Origin of the sequence: Kamptonema formosum PCC 6407, from assembly GCF_000332155.1 — a bacterium.
In the GTDB taxonomy this organism is placed as follows: Bacteria; Cyanobacteriota; Cyanobacteriia; order Cyanobacteriales; family Microcoleaceae; genus Kamptonema; species Kamptonema formosum.
Genome location: NZ_KB235904.1, coordinates 2,155,071 through 2,173,768 on the forward strand (window position 1 = coordinate 2,155,071; position 18,698 = coordinate 2,173,768).

General features: G+C 43.1%; 12 protein-coding genes. 5 read left to right on the top strand and 7 right to left on the bottom strand.

Annotated features, from left to right (window positions below; genetic code table 11):
• Positions 1-42: 42 nt before the first annotated feature.
• Positions 43-1,026 (bottom strand): GntR family transcriptional regulator, encoded by a 984-nt coding sequence (locus OSCIL6407_RS0126450; RefSeq protein WP_007356615.1) that lies wholly within the window; start codon positions 1,024-1,026, stop codon positions 43-45.
• Between the two features lie 449 nt (positions 1,027-1,475).
• Here OSCIL6407_RS0126450 and OSCIL6407_RS0126455 point away from each other — a divergent pair, with 449 nt between their 5' ends.
• From OSCIL6407_RS0126455 to glgA, 3 genes are all read left to right on the top strand, one after another.
• A complete protein-coding gene (locus OSCIL6407_RS0126455) occupies positions 1,476-2,213 on the top strand; it encodes a dienelactone hydrolase family protein (RefSeq protein ID WP_026103873.1) in 738 nt (245 codons plus the stop codon).
• 427 nt (positions 2,214-2,640) lie between these two features.
• On the top strand, positions 2,641-3,561 hold the full coding sequence (locus tag OSCIL6407_RS0126460) for a S1 RNA-binding domain-containing protein (protein WP_007356617.1): 921 nt from the start codon (positions 2,641-2,643) through the stop codon (positions 3,559-3,561).
• A gap of 288 nt (positions 3,562-3,849) precedes the next feature.
• Positions 3,850-5,268, top strand: coding sequence for a glycogen synthase GlgA (gene glgA / locus OSCIL6407_RS0126465; protein WP_007356618.1), 1,419 nt, complete (start codon positions 3,850-3,852; stop codon positions 5,266-5,268).
• Between the two features lie 399 nt (positions 5,269-5,667).
• Here glgA and OSCIL6407_RS0126470 read toward each other — a convergent pair whose 3' ends face one another.
• On the bottom strand, positions 5,668-6,093 hold the full coding sequence (locus OSCIL6407_RS0126470; RefSeq protein WP_007356619.1) for a DUF1824 family protein: 426 nt from the start codon (positions 6,091-6,093) through the stop codon (positions 5,668-5,670).
• 223 nt (positions 6,094-6,316) lie between these two features.
• Here OSCIL6407_RS0126470 and OSCIL6407_RS34930 point away from each other — a divergent pair, with 223 nt between their 5' ends.
• On the top strand, positions 6,317-6,544 hold the full coding sequence (locus tag OSCIL6407_RS34930; RefSeq protein ID WP_148288935.1) for a hypothetical protein: 228 nt from the start codon (positions 6,317-6,319) through the stop codon (positions 6,542-6,544).
• Between the two features lie 706 nt (positions 6,545-7,250).
• On the opposite strand, the gene fdhD is transcribed toward OSCIL6407_RS34930, so the two are convergent.
• From fdhD to OSCIL6407_RS0126490, 4 genes are all read right to left on the bottom strand, one after another.
• Positions 7,251-8,093, bottom strand: coding sequence for a formate dehydrogenase accessory sulfurtransferase FdhD (gene fdhD / locus OSCIL6407_RS0126475; RefSeq protein ID WP_007356621.1), 843 nt, complete (start codon positions 8,091-8,093; stop codon positions 7,251-7,253).
• Positions 8,090-9,139: a DUF6745 domain-containing protein gene (locus OSCIL6407_RS0126480; RefSeq protein WP_007356622.1), complete on the bottom strand. Its 1,050-nt coding sequence runs from the start codon at positions 9,137-9,139 to the stop codon at positions 8,090-8,092. The genes fdhD and OSCIL6407_RS0126480 overlap by 4 nt, the downstream gene beginning before the upstream one ends.
• 182 nt (positions 9,140-9,321) lie before the next feature.
• Complete coding sequence (locus OSCIL6407_RS0126485; protein ID WP_007356623.1) at positions 9,322-9,615, bottom strand: hypothetical protein; 294 nt, start codon at positions 9,613-9,615, stop codon at positions 9,322-9,324.
• Positions 9,616-9,815: 200 nt separating this feature from the next.
• Positions 9,816-12,038, bottom strand: a complete 2,223-nt coding sequence (locus OSCIL6407_RS0126490; protein WP_007356624.1) for an FdhF/YdeP family oxidoreductase — start codon at positions 12,036-12,038, stop codon at positions 9,816-9,818.
• 378 nt (positions 12,039-12,416) lie between these two features.
• Between OSCIL6407_RS0126490 and OSCIL6407_RS36390 the strand changes: the two genes are divergently transcribed.
• Positions 12,417-12,593 (top strand): hypothetical protein, encoded by a 177-nt coding sequence (locus OSCIL6407_RS36390; protein ID WP_007356626.1) that lies wholly within the window; start codon positions 12,417-12,419, stop codon positions 12,591-12,593.
• Positions 12,594-12,819: 226 nt separating this feature from the next.
• Here OSCIL6407_RS36390 and OSCIL6407_RS0126500 read toward each other — a convergent pair whose 3' ends face one another.
• Entirely contained in the window at positions 12,820-18,171 is a 5,352-nt protein-coding gene (locus OSCIL6407_RS0126500; RefSeq protein ID WP_019487876.1) for a WD40 domain-containing protein, read from the bottom strand.
• Positions 18,172-18,698 lie beyond the last annotated feature (527 nt).

An 18,698-nucleotide genomic window follows, 5' to 3' on the forward strand; every position in this document is an offset into this window, starting at 1 on the left:
CCATCTCCCCATCTCCCCCGCTCCCCTGCTCCCCTGCCTTCTTTACCCTAAACCTAACTCGCGTTTGAGTAAGTTAATCGACTGAGAACCTATATAATTTTCGCAGCAGATCAATTGCGGGGGACGGATAATATCTTCTCTGGCAGCATTGACAGCAGCTTTCACAGTAGCAATACTTGCTTGGTCGCAAGCAATTGTACGAGCGCTGCGAACGATCGCATTAATTTTGTAAGGATCGGACAATTGAGCTGTCATTACCAACAAGTCTTGTCCTCGCAGGCTGTGAATAATTACTTCTACTGCCCGCAGTAGACCAGAACTGAGGCTAACAATACCAAAGTAAGTATCTTTCGGTAAGCTATTAACGAGCTGGATTTCCTTAGCATAATCGTAAATGTCAACGGGGATAACGCGCACAGACCGAGGAGCTGCGATCGCTTCTGCTTCACCGATGAAATAGCGGCTAGTCACCACTGTCCCCGAAGGCACTTGATCGATGACTTGAGCTAGCTGTTCCATTGGTACTAACTGTACGGGAATGCGAAGAGCTTGCTCTAGTTCTTGAGTCATTAACTCACCGATGCCGATATCTTGAGTCGGTGCGGTCACTAAGACTCTAGCGCTACAGCGTAGTCGCCAGTCAATTTCTCCTAAAAATAGTTCCCTCGCCTGACTGAGAGTGCAACCCTGTCCCAGTAGTTGGTCGAGACTGTGCTGCACGATCTTATCAGCTTCGGGATATTGTTCGAGAATGGGCGATTTTCGCGTACTACCGCCTTCATTACCTTGAGCCCGGACGTAAATGCCTGAACCTGCTTGGGCTTCTACCAGTCCCGTTTCTTCTAATTGCCGATAAACTTTACTGATCGTATTGCGGTGCAAGCCTGTTTGCATCGCTAGTTGCCTAGTGCTGGGCAAGCGGTGTCCGGGGGGAAATTGCCGGGAGGCGATCGCAAACCTGATCTGGTTAAATAGTTGGTTGGATGCCGGGATCTCGCTGTCTGCTTGAATTTGAAACTGAACCATCCTAGAAACTCCAGGGATTAAGATAAAGAATTTATAAAAGCAATTGTGTGGTCTATATCATTAGGATTCCGATCTTAAGCTATAGCATAATCTACTCTTGGCTCTTTCACTAGCAAGGTTCACACTTTTTAGCGGGGCCAGAGTTTGGCAGTAGAGACCATAGCAAATGTACCGGTTTCTCTAACTAGAGCTTTAAGCTTAGCGAATTGATGAGCTAGATATTGGGAGCTATCTTCACGTTGGTAGAATTAGACCTGTTGCTAATGCTTTCGGCGCTAACTTCAGGAACATCAATTATATAGATTACCAGCTTGGATTTTGTTAGCATCTGCGCTCGCCTAATAATTTTTAAAGGATTCAACCAGGAGCAAGGCTGCAAAGAAACTGTCGATCGCATCCGCAGTTGCCTTAATCTAAAATCAGTTGACATTTACAAAATTACAATCGCGATGACTGAATTAACAATTCACACAGCTAAGGTCACAGTAACTAACGGAGATTTACAAATAGCCGCTTATCTAGCCCAACCTACAGCCAAGGGGCAATTTCCAGCAGTTATTGTCATTCAAGAAATCTTCGGAGTTAACGCCCACATCCGCGAAGTCACAGAAAGAATTGCTAAAGAAGGGTATGTAGCGATCGCACCAGCCATCTACCAGCGCCAAGCCCCCGGCTTTGAAACCGGCTACACTCCAGAAGACATCAAAATCGGCAGGCAGTACAAAGAACAAACCACAGCCTCAGAACTCCTCAGCGACATTCAAGCCACAATTAGCTACCTCAAAAATTTATCCTTTGTCAAGAGTACAGGCTTTGGCTGCATCGGCTTCTGTTTTGGCGGTCACGTCGCCTACCTTGCCGCCACCTTACCCGATATTAAAGCCACAGCTTCGTTCTACGGGGCTGGAATTGCCACCATGACCCCCGGCGGCGGCGATCCCACGATCGCGCGTACAGCAGACATTAAAGGCACTCTCTACGGCTTTTTTGGCACTCAGGATGCCAGCATTCCCCAAGAGCAAGTTGACCAGATCGAAACAGAATTACAAAAATACAACATTTCCCATCAGATTTTCCGCTATAACGCCGAACACGGCTTTTTCTGCGACCATCGCGGTAGTTACAACGCCACAGCGGCCGCCGATGCTTGGATACAGGTAAAACAGCTCTTTAGCGAGCAACTCTAAAGCAAAAAGGCATGGACTAATGACAATCAACCATCAACCACGAACAATTAGTAATTAGTAATTCTCAATACCCAGTCTCCATATACCCCCAGATTGGCTATATTGGGGTAGCCAACTATTTTAGAGCTTACGTAGCGCGATCGCCAAAAATCAGGGCTTGGGTTTACTAAGTATCCTTGCAACTGGGTTGCGCTTAGTTGCCGACTTGCTTAAGGTTGCTTCGTAACCTCGCCATGCTTCCGAGCTCGCAACATACGCTAAGCTTGGTAAGCGCTACGCCCAGGTTGCGCCAGCGCAATGACATCAAGTACGTTACTTTTGCGTAAGTTCTAATATTTAACTCCGTAGCGATCGCCAATTCCAGGCGAATCGACGCGGCAGTAGTTAGGCTCGTAGTTTAATTTCAATTTTCTTTCATTCAATTGACATGAATCCCAAATCGACAGGTTCTCAAGGCGCAAAAGCATCCTTTTCGATGGACGATTTTGCCAAAGCCCTCGAACAGCATAATTACGAATTTCAGAAGGGCCAAGTAGTGCGCGGTAGAGTGGAAGAGATCGAATCCAACGGCGCGTACATAGACATCGGCGCTAAGTCCCCAGCTTTTCTCCCTCTCGAAGAGGTCGCCTTGAGAGCGGTAGCAGACCTGTCTAAACTTCTGCCTTTGCAAGAAGAACGGGAATTTCTAATTATCCGCGACCAAAATGAAGACGGTCAAGTAACCCTTTCCCTCCGCCAATTAGAGATCAAAAAAACCTGGGATCAGGTAACAGAAATGTTCAACACGGGAGCCGTAATTCAAGTGCGCGTCACCGGCCATAATAAGGGCGGCGTAACCGTAGATGTCATGGGGATGCGGGGATTTATTCCGCGATCGCACGTAGTGGAGCGAGACAATTTACAGTCCCTTGTGGGTCAATCCATGAGCGTCAGCTTTTTAGAAGTAGACCGCGAACGCGAAAAACTCGTGCTTTCTCAGCGTGCAGCCACCAAATCTGCCAGCTTTAGCCAATTAGAAATCGGTCAAATTATCGAGGGCAAAATCAGCAGTATCAAGCAGTTCGGAGTATTTGTTGACTTCGATGGTATCACAGGTTTGCTCCACATCAAGGAAGTCAGCCAAAAGTATATCAATAATCTGGAAAAGGTATTTTCAGTAGGTCAAATAATCAAAGCAATGATTATTAACCTCAATGAAGAACGAGGTCGGATTTCCCTTTCCACTAGATTCTTAGAAAGCTATCCCGGGCAAATAGTAGACAAAATAGATGAAATGATGGCTACTGCCGAAGAGCGTTCTGAGCAAGCTAGAAAAGCCTTGCTTGAGTCGGATAAAGTTGACAATTAGATACTTAGGGGTTAGGAACTAGGAACTAGGGCGTGTTTTCCAACTACGATCGCAACAAAACGAGAGCGATCGCGATCGTAGTTATATAATTTGCAGCCAGATTCTTATATACAGGGCTGTAAAATTGCTCGATTCTAAATTCTTTGACCTAACCCCCCAACCCCCAACCACCACCCCCTGCCCCCAGGGTTGTTTCATTCTCCCAATCTTGGCTTAATATTGATTAAAAAATGGTGACACTACCCCTTTAGACTGGATCTAAACTCACTATCTCAGGGAAACGCAATAATGCGAATTCTATTTGTCTCCGCAGAAGCAGCACCCCTCGCCAAAGTCGGCGGTATGGGCGATGTCGTCGGAGCACTGCCGAAATTCCTGCGCCGAATGGGTCACGATGTCCGCATCTTCATGCCCTACTACGGCTTCCTGCCCGACAAGATGGACATCCCCAAAACCCCTGTCTGGTCAGGTGCAGCCATGTTCCAAAACTTCAGCGTTTACGAAAGCGTGCTGCCTGGAACTGATGTTCCTTTATACTTATTCGGCCATCCCTGCTTCATGCCCCGCCGCATCTACTCTGGCGATGACGAAGACTGGCGGTTTACCTTCTTTGCTAACGGAGCCGCAGAATTTGCCTGGAACTACTGGAAACCCCAAATCATCCACTGTCATGACTGGCACGCAGGCATGATCCCGGTCTGGATGCACCAAGACCCAGATATTAGTACCGTTTTTACTATTCACAACCTCGCATATCAAGGGCCTTGGCGTTGGCGTTTGGAAACGATGACATGGTGTCCCTGGTATATGCAAGGTCACGACACAATGGCCGCCGCTGTCCAATTTGCTGACAGAGTGACAACCGTTTCTCCTACCTACGCCGAACAGATCAAAACCCCTGCATACGGTGAAACTTTAGAAGGATTAATGTCATTCATCAGCGGTAAATTGTCGGGCATTCTTAACGGTATTGATACTGAATCTTACAACCCGGCAACCGACAGGTATATCGTTGAAAACTTCACTCCCGAAACTATTGACAAACGCCCCCCCAACAAAATTGCCATCCAAGAAGAAGTCGGCTTAGAAGTTAACAAAAATGCTTTCTTAATTGGCATGGTGACGCGCCTAGTCGAACAAAAGGGCATCGATCTAGTGATTCAAATTCTCGATCGATTCATGGCCTACACCGATGCTCAATTCATCGTTTTGGGAACAGGCGATCGCTACTACGAAACCCAACTCTGGCAAATGGCCTCCCGCTACCCCGGCCGCATGGCCACCCAACTGCTATACAATGAAGCCCTTTCCCGGCGCGTTTATGCAGGTAGCGATGCTTTCCTAATGCCCTCCCGCTTTGAACCCTGCGGTATTAGCCAAATGCTCTCCATGCGTTACGGCTGCGTCCCCATAGTCCGTCGCACAGGTGGTTTAGTGGATACAGTCTCTCACCATGACCCCATTAACAATGTGGGCACGGGCTACTGCTTCGATCGCTACGAACCCCTAGATTTGTTCACCTGTATGATCCGCGCTTGGGAAGGCTTCCGCTACAAAGATAAATGGAAAGAACTGCAACAGCGCGGTATGAGGCATGACTTTAGCTGGGATCTCTCTGCCAAGGAATATGTCAAACTGTACAAGAATGTCCTTGGATTGCCACAGGATGAACCAATAGTGGAACAACAGCCAGAATTAGTTAAGTAATGGTTAGTGGTTAGTTGTTAGTTGTTAGTTTTTGGTTGTTAGTTGTTAGTTGTTAGTTGTTAGTTGTTGGTTGTTGGTTGTTGGTTGTTGGTTGTTGGTTGTTGAACGCTAGAAGAAAGCTTGTCTTGCCAAGAGTTAACAGCCCCTTTATTAGCAATAATCCGTCATTGCGAGTGAAGCGAAGCAATCGCCTAGTCTCTGCGATTGCTTCGCTTCGCTCGCAATGACAATAAAGCTCGCAATGACAATAAAGGGGGTAGTAAAGCCCGATTTGGGATCGCTAGGATTGTTGAATAAGTATTAGTGTCTTCTCTTTATCTGCAATCTGCTATAATTGCGATCGTCTACATAACAACTAACAACTAACCAATTAACAACTAACAACTAACAACTAACCAATTAAACAAATAAATTGAGCGGTAAATGTCCGTAAGTACCGTTAATACCTCCAGCTTCAGAAGATTGGCAGGAAACTAATACACCGCGATAAGTTCCATTGTAGCCATTAACATAATACGACCCCTTCAAAGTATTAAACTTGATATAAACAGACCCTTCAACTGGCGCGACGGCATTAGAGTCAAGCTTTGCCTCATAGCCTAAAGCTTTTAAATAGGTTTCTAGCGCTAAAAATCCATCTGCTGTTGAATCAGCACAAACTCCTAGCATCTGGTAATCTGACTGATTTGCTAGTAGCAAAATAGCCTGACGGAGTGCGTCTTTTTGTAAATCAGAATCAATAGATTTCATATTCAAGCAAGTGAAATCTTGAATGATTTTTTGCGCTTCTTCAACATTTAAGACAGTAGAGTTTTGATGAGACATAGATTAATTTTTTATTTGACAAAAATGTTTGATAAGAAGAAATAAGAATCAAGACTTATACAACCAGCTTTGTTGCTGATTTGCATATATTAACATATCATGCAACCTGGCTATCCAGATCCACGCGATCGCGCTAGAAGAGATAATCACATTTCGCTGGGTCAAGCAAACTCAGCCTAATGTTAAAGCAACTTTTTTCAAAATCACGATCGAGGAGTTAATCATGGATCTCACTCAGAAGAATTCACTATTCGCGGAGATTCCCTCCAGCGAGTCAGCAACTATCAATGGTGGACGAGGAACTAACTGTTCGTATTCTTCGAGTTCCTCCTATCCTAAACCGAGTCATGTGCATTATCGTGACACCCTTCGCATCCTATACCCGGATGCTGTTGTGGTGAGATACGATTACCGTCGGGGGACGAAAGTAGATAGGTACTACTACCACTAAGGGAACGAATTAAAAAGGTCAAATTAAAAAGTTTCTTCTGTACTTAAAGCGATCGATTTAGCTAATCAGCTTGTAGTTTGTCGCTGGCTTTGACCGTTTGACGAGGGAGAAATTAGTAGTATTCTGGTATACAGTAAGAGGACAACCGCAATGCGCGATCGCCCCCTCTGTAGTGGGATAACTAGAGCTAAACTTTTGTGTGAGAAATTTTTCCTACAAACTGGATCTTTTTCTGAAGTTTAACGTCTACATCCTTTGAGACCCGATTGCCTAGCGATACATAAGCTGGCATGAGCTGAGCCCGCCCGCAGTGGTGGGCTTATTTCTATTATGATCTGTGACATCAATATTGGGAAACCTGTATTCCACCCTATAAACTGGCACACTCTCTAAAGAATTAAAAATTAAAAATTAAAAATTTAATAATAAAAATAATAATCTAAAGAATTAAAAATTAAAAACTTGCTGTAGTAGGATTTACGCACCCAACCAAAGAAACCGGGTTTTTGACCGAGCGTGCGTAATACCAAATCCGGCTTTACTACCCCCTTTATTGTCATTGCGAGCGAAGCGAAGCAATCGCAGAGACTAAGCGATTGCTTCGCTTCGCTCGCAATGACGGATTATTGCTAATAAAGGGTTAGTATAAATCCTGATTCTCTCAAAAACCCGGTTTCTGGGACGACCTGTGTAAGTCCTGTTTAGGTTACATTGACGTACTTATCCGCTCTTTTCCAGCATACAAATTGAAGCGATCGCCGCGCAAAAATCCAATCAGAGTGATGCCAAACTCTTGAGCTAGGGAAACTGCTAAACTGCTAGGTGCGGAAACGGCACAGACTATAGGCACGCCAGCAGCAAGACTTTTTTGTAATATTTCAAAACTCGATCGTCCGCTAACTAAGAGAATGCGATCGCTAAATGGTAATTCCCCATTCAAGAAAGCTGTACCAATTAATTTATCTAAAGCATTATGACGACCGATATCTTCGCGCACCGAGAGCAATTGTCCATTAATATCGAATAAAGCAGCCGCGTGAAGTCCTCCGGTACTTGAAAAGACTCGCTGAGCTGCTTTTAGTTTATCGGGTAAAGTGTAAATTAAATCTGCTGAAATTTCTGGGCCGGTTGGTATTGCTGGAAAATCCCGTAGGCGTAATGCTTCTAAGTTAGCTTTGCCACAAACTCCGCAGGCGCTAGTTGTATAGAAATGTCGCTCTAGCGGTTGTAAATCAGGAATTAAGCCATCTCTGAGTTCTACATTAACAATATTATATTGCTGTTCTCCGTCTACTTTTGAGTCTAGGCAATAGCTAATCCTGCGGATATCTTCGCGGTTGCTAACAATGCCTTCGCCGTACAAAAAACCTGCGGCAAGTTCAAAGTCATTTCCGGGAGTTCGCATTGTCACCGCTACGGTTTGTTTTGGTGAAACTAAGCGGATCTCTAAGGGTTCTTCAGTAGTTAATTGGTCTAATCGAGGGAGGATTTTACCCTTTTCTACTACCCAGACTGTTGCTTTAGTTTTACTCCCGGTAATCGTTTTCATGTTTGCACGCTAAATTCCTCTGGATCGGTTCCCCAATTCACCCAGCGAATTGCTTCCCTAGCCGATCTTACATCAGGAGGTACGCGCAAAGCATGAATAAATCTAGTGCTAGGGCAAGTCATTTTTAATAGATAAAGTGGCTCAACATCGGCACAATCTATTTTTAATAGAGCGTACTCTTGCCAAGTATCTAATTGTTTGGCTTGCAATTCCTGAGCAATTCTGGAGTAACCAATGTTTTGAATCAGCACTCGTCTTAATTCAGCATTGTACTCTTCTAAAAGCCATTGTGCTTGCCATTGTTGAGGGTGCAGTTTCCCATATTTTTCAGGTAATGTTACACCATGATAGGAATAGAAGCGATATCCGTCTGCCAACTCAACGGCGGGTTCTCCTTCTGCATGGAGCTCAGATTCACTGTCAAAGGAGAGTTTTGTAGGGCGATCGCAGATAATACAAGCGTTTTCAAATGGATAAATCCAAGCACAGTTTTTAACTAATCCTTGAAATATATTCCATAGCCTTAAATCACAACTACAATTTAAGCTAGAATAGCACAAATCAAAGACTTGAACATAATCAAGCCATTCTCCCGGGTCAATTGATGTCACAGTTTGTAAACCAGGCTCTCTCAACATTTGCCTTGAAAATTGACTGCTGTGATGGTTCCAAAGTTTCCTAGTGCTACTCAACAAATATCTATGGGAACTTCTTACAAGTGAATTTGTTAACGGTTGAATAAGACCGATATCGATTTCTCTATCTAGCTTGTAGCCCAGACTGTTTAAGCCGCTCTGATAAAATGTTTCTATCACTCGTGAAGGGCTATCAGAAAATAGTATTTTTGGTTCTGGTCTTTTTATTAAAGCATAAGTTTCTCTTACTACTTCCCTTGCTTTATCGCGATCGATGCGATCGGTGGAAAGCGCGATCGCTCTCCACTTTTCACTGTTAAGTTTCCACTGTTCACTGTGAACTGAAAAGAGTGATTCTTGTTCAAGCTTAAGTTTTTTAATGATACTCTGAATGACGCTCTCGAAGATCATGGCTTTATTTTCCTAAAGACTTCACAATTAAAGAAGTAAAGCTCAACCTTAGCAATTAATAATTTTTGATTGTTGCTCCAGTTTGATAGCGATCGCAATAAAATCTAAAAAGTGCGATCGCACTCCACTTTTCCAGACTAATTGCAATTAAAGCTTCTTACTCAGGCATCAATTTTTTAGCTTTAATCCGCCACATACCTCCAACCTTGCGGCTCATATTCCCGCTGAATTCTTACCATCCAATTACCTTTAGGAATTGAAATAGGATTGTGTTCTTCGTGACTCAACAAAGCTGTCGGCGAAAGCACTCGCAAATAGAGAGTTCCATCTTTTTCATAAAGCTCAGCCTTGCCGTTAATAATGCGGTGAGAATGTCCCGTTACTTCGCCTTCAGCGAGTGTGAGGTGAGGTTTTTTTTGCCCCTCAGTTTCCTGTACTGGCGTTAAAATTACGTCGCCTTGTCGAATGGGTTGCATAGGTTTTTCTCTAAATTGTGCTTTGTTTTCGCGGTAGGAATTGAGATCCGCTCTATCCAGTCACTTTAATACTACATTGATAATACATAGCTGTCAAGAGCGATCGCTCAAAAATCTCAAAGCCGATAGAAGCTTTGCATTGTAAGATTTACGCACGCAGAGGCTAGAAACGGGTTTATGAGCCGGAGTCGCGATCGCAATTAAAGCTTTTCTAAGCGGACTATAGCATTATAATCGGGTACACCTTCGCGCGATCGCTTACTTTTATCTAATAACACATTCCCTTCCGGCCAATGCACCTGCAAATTCCCTGGCTTAATATTTGCCAAATAAACTATACCCTTCAATTCCCCTAACTCATTCTTCAAAATCACCGCTTCACCCTCTTTCAAACCTAATTTTTCCGCATCATCTTTACTGATATAAACTGCTGACCTTAATGCACCAGTAATAGCATCTTTCTTTTCTTGAACCATGCTATTAAACTGTTTTCCCCGGCGAGTTGCTAGCAGAAAATAACCCTCTGGCAATACCTTTTGAGTCAGCGACAAAGGCGAAAAATGAGCCTTACCATCTGCTGTTGGAAAATTCCAGCCAAAGCACAAATGGGAACCGCCATATTGAAATTGATCTCCCGCTTCCTTCAAATGTTGAATTCCCGCATACTGCGGATTAACTAAAGCAATTTCCTGGCGCATTTCTGCCGGATCGACAAAACCAATTTTATCCGCTAAATCTGGACGTACACGCCTCGCCAATTCCATAAATACTTCCCATTCGGGATGCGCTTCGCCAATTCTCGATCCGGGAATTTCGGGACTAAAAATTACTCTTCTTTCTGTGCTAGTTTCTGTCACTCCTCCCGGTACTTCATAGCGAGTAGTTGCAGGTAGTAATACCACTGTATCAGCAGGTTCAACTAACATCTGACTCGAACAGATAATATCAAAATGAACCCGCAGGGGTACGCGCTTCAACGCTGCTTCTACATAATCGGGTTCTGGTAACACTTCTAAGAAATTTCCGCCTACAGAAAACAGCACATCTAATTGCCCTTCAGCAGCAGCATTAATCATATCAGAAGCGATTAATCCCTTAGTCGTAGGAACTTCAAAACCCCAAAGTTTACTAAGTTGAGCAGCATTCTCAGGATTAATCGGTTTCCCACCCGGAAATACCGTCGCATAGCATCCCATTTCAGCGCCACCTTGTACGCCAGAATGTCCTCGAATTGGCATCAAACCGCAGCCTTCCCGACCGACAAATCCCTTAGTTAATGCTACATTAATAATCGAACGGACGTTATCTTCGCCGCACTCATGCTGAGTAATACCCATACTCCAGACAAATACAGCTTTTTTTGCTTCTCCTACCATTTTAGCGAAGGCATACATTTCATCGCGAGCAGCGCCAGAAATCTGCTCTAATTCTTCCCAGGATTGGCTTTCCACAGAAGCTTGTAATTCTTTAAAGTTGGTAGTATAACGTTCTACAAATGAATTGTCTTGCCAACCATTTGCGATGATATGCTTAATAGTTCCATTCAAAAATGCGATATCTCCTCCCATATTTACCAGGAAGAAATCCTCAGCAAATTTAGTGCCAAAAATTGCACTTTCAATAATAGAAGGAACCCAGTAGCGCTCCATTCCCGGCTCTCGGTAAGTGTTAATGACAACAATGCGAGTTCCGGCTTTCTTTGCCCAGTGAAGATATTTAACTGTTACTGGTTGATTGTTGGCTACATTAGAACCAATGAAGACTAATAAATCTGTGCCAATCCAGTCTTTATAGGAGCAAGTGGTAGCTGCCGCACCGATGCTAGATTTGAGGGCGGCTGTACTCGGAGAATGGCAAATTCTGGCGGCGTTATCGATGTTATTTGTTCCCATTGCCCGCACTGCTTTTTGAGCGGCATAGTAAGTTTCATTAACTGTGCCGCGACTGGTAATATAAAAACTTAGGCGGTCAGGTGTTGTCGCTTTAATTCGCTCAGCGATTGTATCTAATGCCTCATTCCAGGTAATTTTTGTAAAACCTTTATCTCCTTTTTTACGAATCATTGGATAAGGCAAACGACCCAGATCTCGCAATTCCGAACTTTTCTTACTTTGCAGTTGCGAGATATCTTCTAATAAGCGATAATCGAAGGCTGGCATTGTATTCATCCGCAGCAATCGTAAGCGGACATTGCAAACGTGAAGTCCGTCTAAAGTCCAGTCTTTCATGCCCGTAGTTCCCAGAGCACAGCCGTCACAAACACCTTTGTTTAAAACTTCCCAAGCATAGGGTAAATTATCGCGGCTCATCCAGGCGGCTCGAAAAACTTCCCAATAATTATTCGGGTATTGTTCGCCAAGTCCAAAGGGTTTCCAGCTTGCCCAGTGTTGAGGAGTCCAGTTTTTTTCGGGTTGAGGTAGCATAAATTTGGTAATAATTGGTAAGAACTGTTAACTCAATGGCGAACATAAATAAATGTTCAACTTCGTAGTAGTGGCTAAAGCCGATTTCTTCTATAATAAGCGGCTTTAACCACTACTAAAAATTTGGTTTAATTTTGTTATTCTATTATAATCTTTAAATTTTTAATTCCTTGCTCGACAACTACCAGGCGATCGCGCCCATCTGTTTCGCCCGCTTAAGAGCCTTACTCCTGACTCAAAACTTAATACTGTTAAGAAACTTAGCTAAATCTAAAGCTTAATTGCAATATCTTGTTAATTTTAACCGCAGTCGCGATGGGGGTGATAGGTTTGATCGCAGTAAATCACCCGATAAAAAACTAGCCAGGATTAAAAATTATGTACGGCAAGCGTTCCGATGAAGATTTGGTCAAAGCTGCTGTCACCGCTGCTTTAGGAGCTGGCGTTGTCACGTCATTTGCAGTAAGTCAAGGTCAACACCCGCTCGTAGCTCTGGGAATTACAGCGTTTGCAGCAGTAGCGGCTGTAATTTGCGATCGCATTGGCTTAATTTAACGTGAGTTTGACGCAGGCGATCGCAACTGGAAACAAAGATTGCCTCTGACTCTCGATCGTGAGCATCCAGGGGAGCGACAATGATAGCAAACCTGGGTAATCCGATCCCATTGGTGGTTGGTGTAGCAGTCAGAGGGGGCTATGTTTCCCAGTCGCGATATGAGAAACGGCTTTTTGGGGCGATCGCTACGGCGGCTAAAGGCATCCCCCACCCTAGATTCAATTTTCAATTCTCAACTTTCACTCCATCGCACAGATGCCGATCGCGATCGCTCACATTCGGATTAGTTTTGAGATAATCACCCACCCAGTCGCAGCCACGCACCAACAAATCATCCAGATCCAAATTCCACAAAATCACCGTATTATCCTTACTACCAGAAGCAAGAATCTTCCCATCCGGGCTAAAACTCACACTCATCACACTATTGCGGTGTCCCGTCAAAGTTTTTAGCAAAGTACCATTGCGGCTCCAAATTTTCACCTTATTGTCATAACTTCCAGACGCAACCAGCAAACCATCAGGGCTAAAACTCACACTCGTCACGCTATCGCTCGAACCCTTTAACAAAGTCGCAACCATTGTACCGTCAAGATTCCAAAGTTTTACCGTATTGTCATAACCAGCAGTTGCCAACATTTTTCCATCAGGACTAAAACTCACCCCCATCACAAAATTATTGTGAGCGTAAAAGCTTCTAAGAATACGTCCCTCCCGACTCCAAAGTTTCACAGTACCGTCGTCACTCGCAGAAGCCAACATTTTTCCATCAGGACTAAAACTAACACTACTAACCCATCCAGTATGTCCCGTTAAAGTTTTAATTAACTTTCCATCGCGACTCCAAAGTTTAATTGTCTTATCGACAGAAGCCGAAGCCACAATTTGACCGTCAGGGCTAAAACTTACACTTTGAACCCGATTTTGATGACCATCCAAAGTTTTGAGGGGTATATCATCAAGCCGCCATAGCCTCACCGTTTTATCAAAACTTGACGAAGCCAGCATATTGCTATCGGGACTCCAACTCACCTGAGTAACTTTATCCCCATGTCCAGCTAAACTTCTAATTAAACTAATCTCAATTTTTACATTTTCAGAGTTGGGATTTCCTTTCCGTTTGACATCATTTGAGTACAACAATCTACCCACACTATCGCGCATTTTCCCCTTACTAATTGCCGGGTTGGGTAGGGGTTTGTTTGCTTGATTAGCAAGGGGATCGACAACCTTTTTTAAACTCCAAATTTTCACAGTTTTATCTGCACTCCCTGAAGCCAAAGTTTTGCCATCTGGGGAAAAACTAACGCTAAAAACGAAGCTAGAATGATTCGTCAAAGTTGCGAGTAAAAAATCCTTAGTTTTTAACGCCGTTGCTTCTTTCTTCTCTTTAACCTGTAAAATCTTTGTGAGATTCCAAAGTTTCACAGTTTTGTCCTCTCCAGCCGATGCAAGAATTTCACCATTAGGAGACAAACTAATACTATAGACTTTAGATAAACCAACACCTTCCCGATGCCGCAAATTTGCCAACAACTTACCATCATTCCGCCAAATTTTCACAGTCCCATTATCGCTAGCTGAGGCAATTATTTTACCATCGCGGCTAAAGCTAACCGCATTTACCGGAGAGTCATGCTGTAAAGTTTTGAAGAGACTACCATTTATCCTCCAAATTTTAACTGTTTTGTCTCCAGAGGCAGAAGCCAACATTTTACCATCAGGGCTAAAACTGATACCCGTAATATTATGAGTATGACCGCTCAAAGTTTTAACTAGGCTACCATTAGTCCGCCAAATTTTCACAGTTTTATCAAGACTTCCAGAAGCCAAGATTTGACTATTAGGGCTAAATGCTACATAAGTTATATTATCGGTATGACCTTTCAATGTTGCTTGTAAACTTCCATCACTTCGCCAAAGTTTGACAGTTTTATCCACGCTGCCAGAAGCAATTATTTTACCATCAGAACTGAAACTTAAACCCCAAATTACATCCCCGTGTCCCTCAAAACGATTGCGTTCTTTAACTCCGTAAACTGCCTGTTGAAGTGCAGCCGCAATTAAAATTTCAGTATCTTTAAGAGTTTGAGTTTCTTGAGTGTTTTCTATTTGTCTCCACTGTTTACCCGCCCTCAAACTTTCCATCAGAGCATCAAACTTATTATTTGATAAAAATAGGGCTTCCGAAGCTGCTGTCAAAGTATTAATATCTGCCCGTTGTCTTTGAGCCATAGCTACCTGTTTTTGAGCGACAGCTCGATGCCAAAAATTTAAAGCCGCAACGGTAGAACTGGATAATAGCACTACGCCGATCGCAGCTAAAGCTAATAGTTGTTTAAGGCGGCGGTTAGTATGGTAAAGTTGCACTTGACTCATTTGTTTATCAGCTTCAGCACGGTGCAGCCTTGCTTCTATACCGAATCTTTGGCGGATAGGTCTGACGAGATAATCATGAACTAATTGATAGCGGTCTTCTGGCGATTCCCGCAGCATAAATAGCAAACCATGACCGACTAATATTTCTAATATTAAGTCAAGATTACTATTGTTTTCCGATCTATTTTTAGCAGATAGTCTGATATTGATAGCCAATGAATTTTTATCGATAGCTAATGACAATTCTTGCTTAGTTTTAATCAGTCTAACTCCTCTTTCATCTGTTAACGAAAACAAAATTTTCCAGGTAGCATCTTCATTTTCTAAGCCGCAATCTGAGATCACTCGATCGAGGGAACGCTTAACTAATTCCGCCTTGGGTTGAACTCCTAGTTGCTGATATTCTTTTAGAGTTGTAATTCTCTCTTCTTGGAGTTGTGCTCCCACCACTTGCAACTCAATTGGACGTACTTCTTCTAGTTCATCAGCTAAATCTAAAACAAAAGCATCAATCAATGCCGGCTCTAAGTAAAATTCGGCCCGTTCAGTTAAATGTTCGATCACGCTGTGGGTATCTCGGATTGAAAAATTTCTTAATTGATAGCGAATCTGCTTGTCTAAAATGTTATTGTTAATTGCATCCAGATTGGGGACGCGATCGCACTCCAGTAAGTAATGCAAATAGTCTTCGCGTAAAGAAAGAATTACCTTAACAAAAGGTAGATTTAAACACTTCCGAAAAAACTCATAAAAAAACTGTCTTTGTGTCCCCGAAGTGCAAACAAAGAAAAACTCTTCAAACTGATCGAAAATGAGTACAGTCAGCAGATTATTTTCTGCATTTTGCCGTAACTGCTCGATAATAAATAATACAGTATCCTCAATTAAACCTTGAGGTTCTAGACTGTTAACTCCTATTTTTGCTGGGCAATTTCCAGAAACTTCTGGCACTTTTTTCGCACTTAATCGCCTCTGCTCTGCTGCTACTCTATTCTCAAGCCCTCTAGTCAAACACTTCTCCAACTCCATCACCCAATCAGTATAAACTTGCACAACAATAGGCAATGTATCCCGCGCACCAAAGCTAATATTTTTCAAAGCTGGCACCAATCCAGCTTTAACAAGAGAACTTTTTCCTACACCGCTTGGCCCATGAATTATAGTTAATTTATGGTCGTCTCTGCCGATTCTTTCCAGTAAGCGGTTAATATCTTGTTGGCGACAGGAAGCAGTCATTTCTTGGGCGATCGCAACTTCATTTTCCACACAAGGCATCGAAGGGTTAATCGCTTGGCGATGGGGTTGCAATTGACCCGCGCCAATAAAAGCTCTGAAACCGTACTGATACTCAATCGAACGCTTGGTTTTCTTAGTGCGGAAGGCCTTGAGATATTCGCCCCGCTCGAAGTAGAGCGATCGCAGATCCGCTAAAATATCAATGTAAAGTCGCGGATCGTATTTCGCCTCAGTTTGCCCAATGGCCAACTCCAAATAATTTACCGCCGCCTCCCACTGTCCCAGTTCCCGCACGCTTTGGGCTAGCAATAATAGATATAAACTCTTATCCGACAGGGGACAAGAGACGGGAGAGGATAGAGAGTTTTGAGTTTTAAAAGATTGCTTTGTTCCTCGCCAGGCTAAACCCTGCGGGTAGGCTTCGCCAACCCGATTTTGAGTATTGAGTTTTGAGTTAAAAAAATCAGAAATTCCCCCTTCTCCTTTCCTATCTCCCCCATCTCCTCCATTGGGTGCTTGATCCAAAATAGCTAAAGCCAGTTCCGCTAACTGTCGCGCATGATGCCATCTAAACTCTTGTAGGGCAACCTCAGCCAGAAAGCCGTAATCTTGAGCAAGTTGGCTGGGAGTACCGTAGATAAAATGCAATTGTAAAGAACTTTCCGCGAGAGTTTGCAACTCTCCCCAAGCTTCCAGCCTTTGCAATACCTCTCCCAAATGAGTCGTCACCGCCGCCACTAAGTCGAGACGGTTTGCTGCTTCAAACGCATTTCTAGATTCTTCTAAACTAATCCTTGCTTCTTGCAAGTGCAAGCGGTTGGCTACAGGATTTCTGGCAGCTTGGAGGCGTTGGCATAAGGCAATGTGAAACAACACTATCCCTTGCCGTTCTAAAAATTGATCGTCTGAGATTGGAGATGGAGAAGAAATAACTTCAGTTTGCTTTAGATTGTTTCTTCTATTGCCATACTTCCCATCTCGCAAAACTTCTTGCAGACTAGGCCAACGTGGTTTTGACTTCTCTCCCTCATCTTTGAGTTCTAGTATCCTCTCCTTAGTTTTCTGTTGCCAAAATGCTAAGCTTTGCTGATAATGAATCAAAGCAATTTCTGTTCGATCGCTGATGTAGTAATCGCGACCAATAACAAATTGTAAGCTGGCTTCGAGAGCAGGTTCTAACTCTTGTCCGCGACTTTCTACATCTTTTAATGCTAATTCTAGTTCTTGTCGCCGCCTGGAACCAATTGTCAAATCGAGAGTATTAACTGGGTTAGAATTAGAGGAGAAAATGGGCGTAGAATCCTTTACCCACAGGTTAGATCCTGAATTTTGCAGTTTAACTTCACTCGTTTGAGACAAATTTAACTTTGTTTCTGGGAATTCTCCCTTGGGTTCAGAGATCGCATTTTCCGATTTTGCATTGAGTTTCCCAACAGTAAAAATAGCATCAGCTTGTTGCCTTAAAAAATCCATCAACTCGCTGGTAGCCATTTCAAATTTAATTGTAGCAGCAGCCCAACTTTTGAAATCGGGAGCCAATCGAATCATTTTCGCCGCAATATCGTCCGTCACCCACAGCACTAAGGGGAAGGCGAAATTTTTGCGAAACTCGTCCCGCACTTGGTTAGTAGATGTTAGTAAGTCATCGATCGCAACCACACTTTCTAGACCAAATACCATCAAAGCAGACTCCGAAACACCACCCATTGACACCAAAGAGCGAGTCTTTACTAACAGCGTAGTATAGAGTGTTTTGACGGATGTAGCTAGGACTATATCTTGTATTTGAATGGGCGACATTTCCCGGAGTCGTTGCACCATTGCCAACCGCAATTGCTCGTAATTGCAGCGCACTAAAATTAGAGAAAATTGCCCTTGAGACATGGTAATGGAGCGTACCAGAGTCTTTAGCGATCGCTCGTTATAGCTAGAAGTTTCCTCTAGCTTCATCAGATCGGTCATACTTTCTACCTTATTTTGAAATTGTACTGTGATTCCAACTGAAATTCGACTTTTTGCAAAGTTACTCTACATCTTGAAATTTTTAGCGTAACTGCTGAAGTACAACACATTAGGCCTATTGGCAGCCTCAGCATTTTCAGCTAAAAGTATGTTTACAAAAAATCTATTTAGTTCAGACAAACACAATCCACCCCAAAAATATTCCTAAAGGAATAGGTACTTTAGTTTGAGTATATCTTACTAACTACAGCGCTAAGGGAATTTGCACAGCGCATCAATCCTCTGAAGGGAGTTAGAAGCAAGATACAATACCAAGTAGCAGTTTAAATCATAATTAACTCTGAAAAAGCGTAAAAAAAAGTTAAGTTACGAAATTGCCACTCGGAATTAAAACGTTTAGGCATTAAATTGCCTAATTACAATGAAGAGACCATAAGTATTTAGTTATTTAAGAAAGCAGAAAGAAGATTTATAAAGTCAGCTTAGTCCTCCATATTTCACTTTTAATTAGGTGGAGCTACTTAACA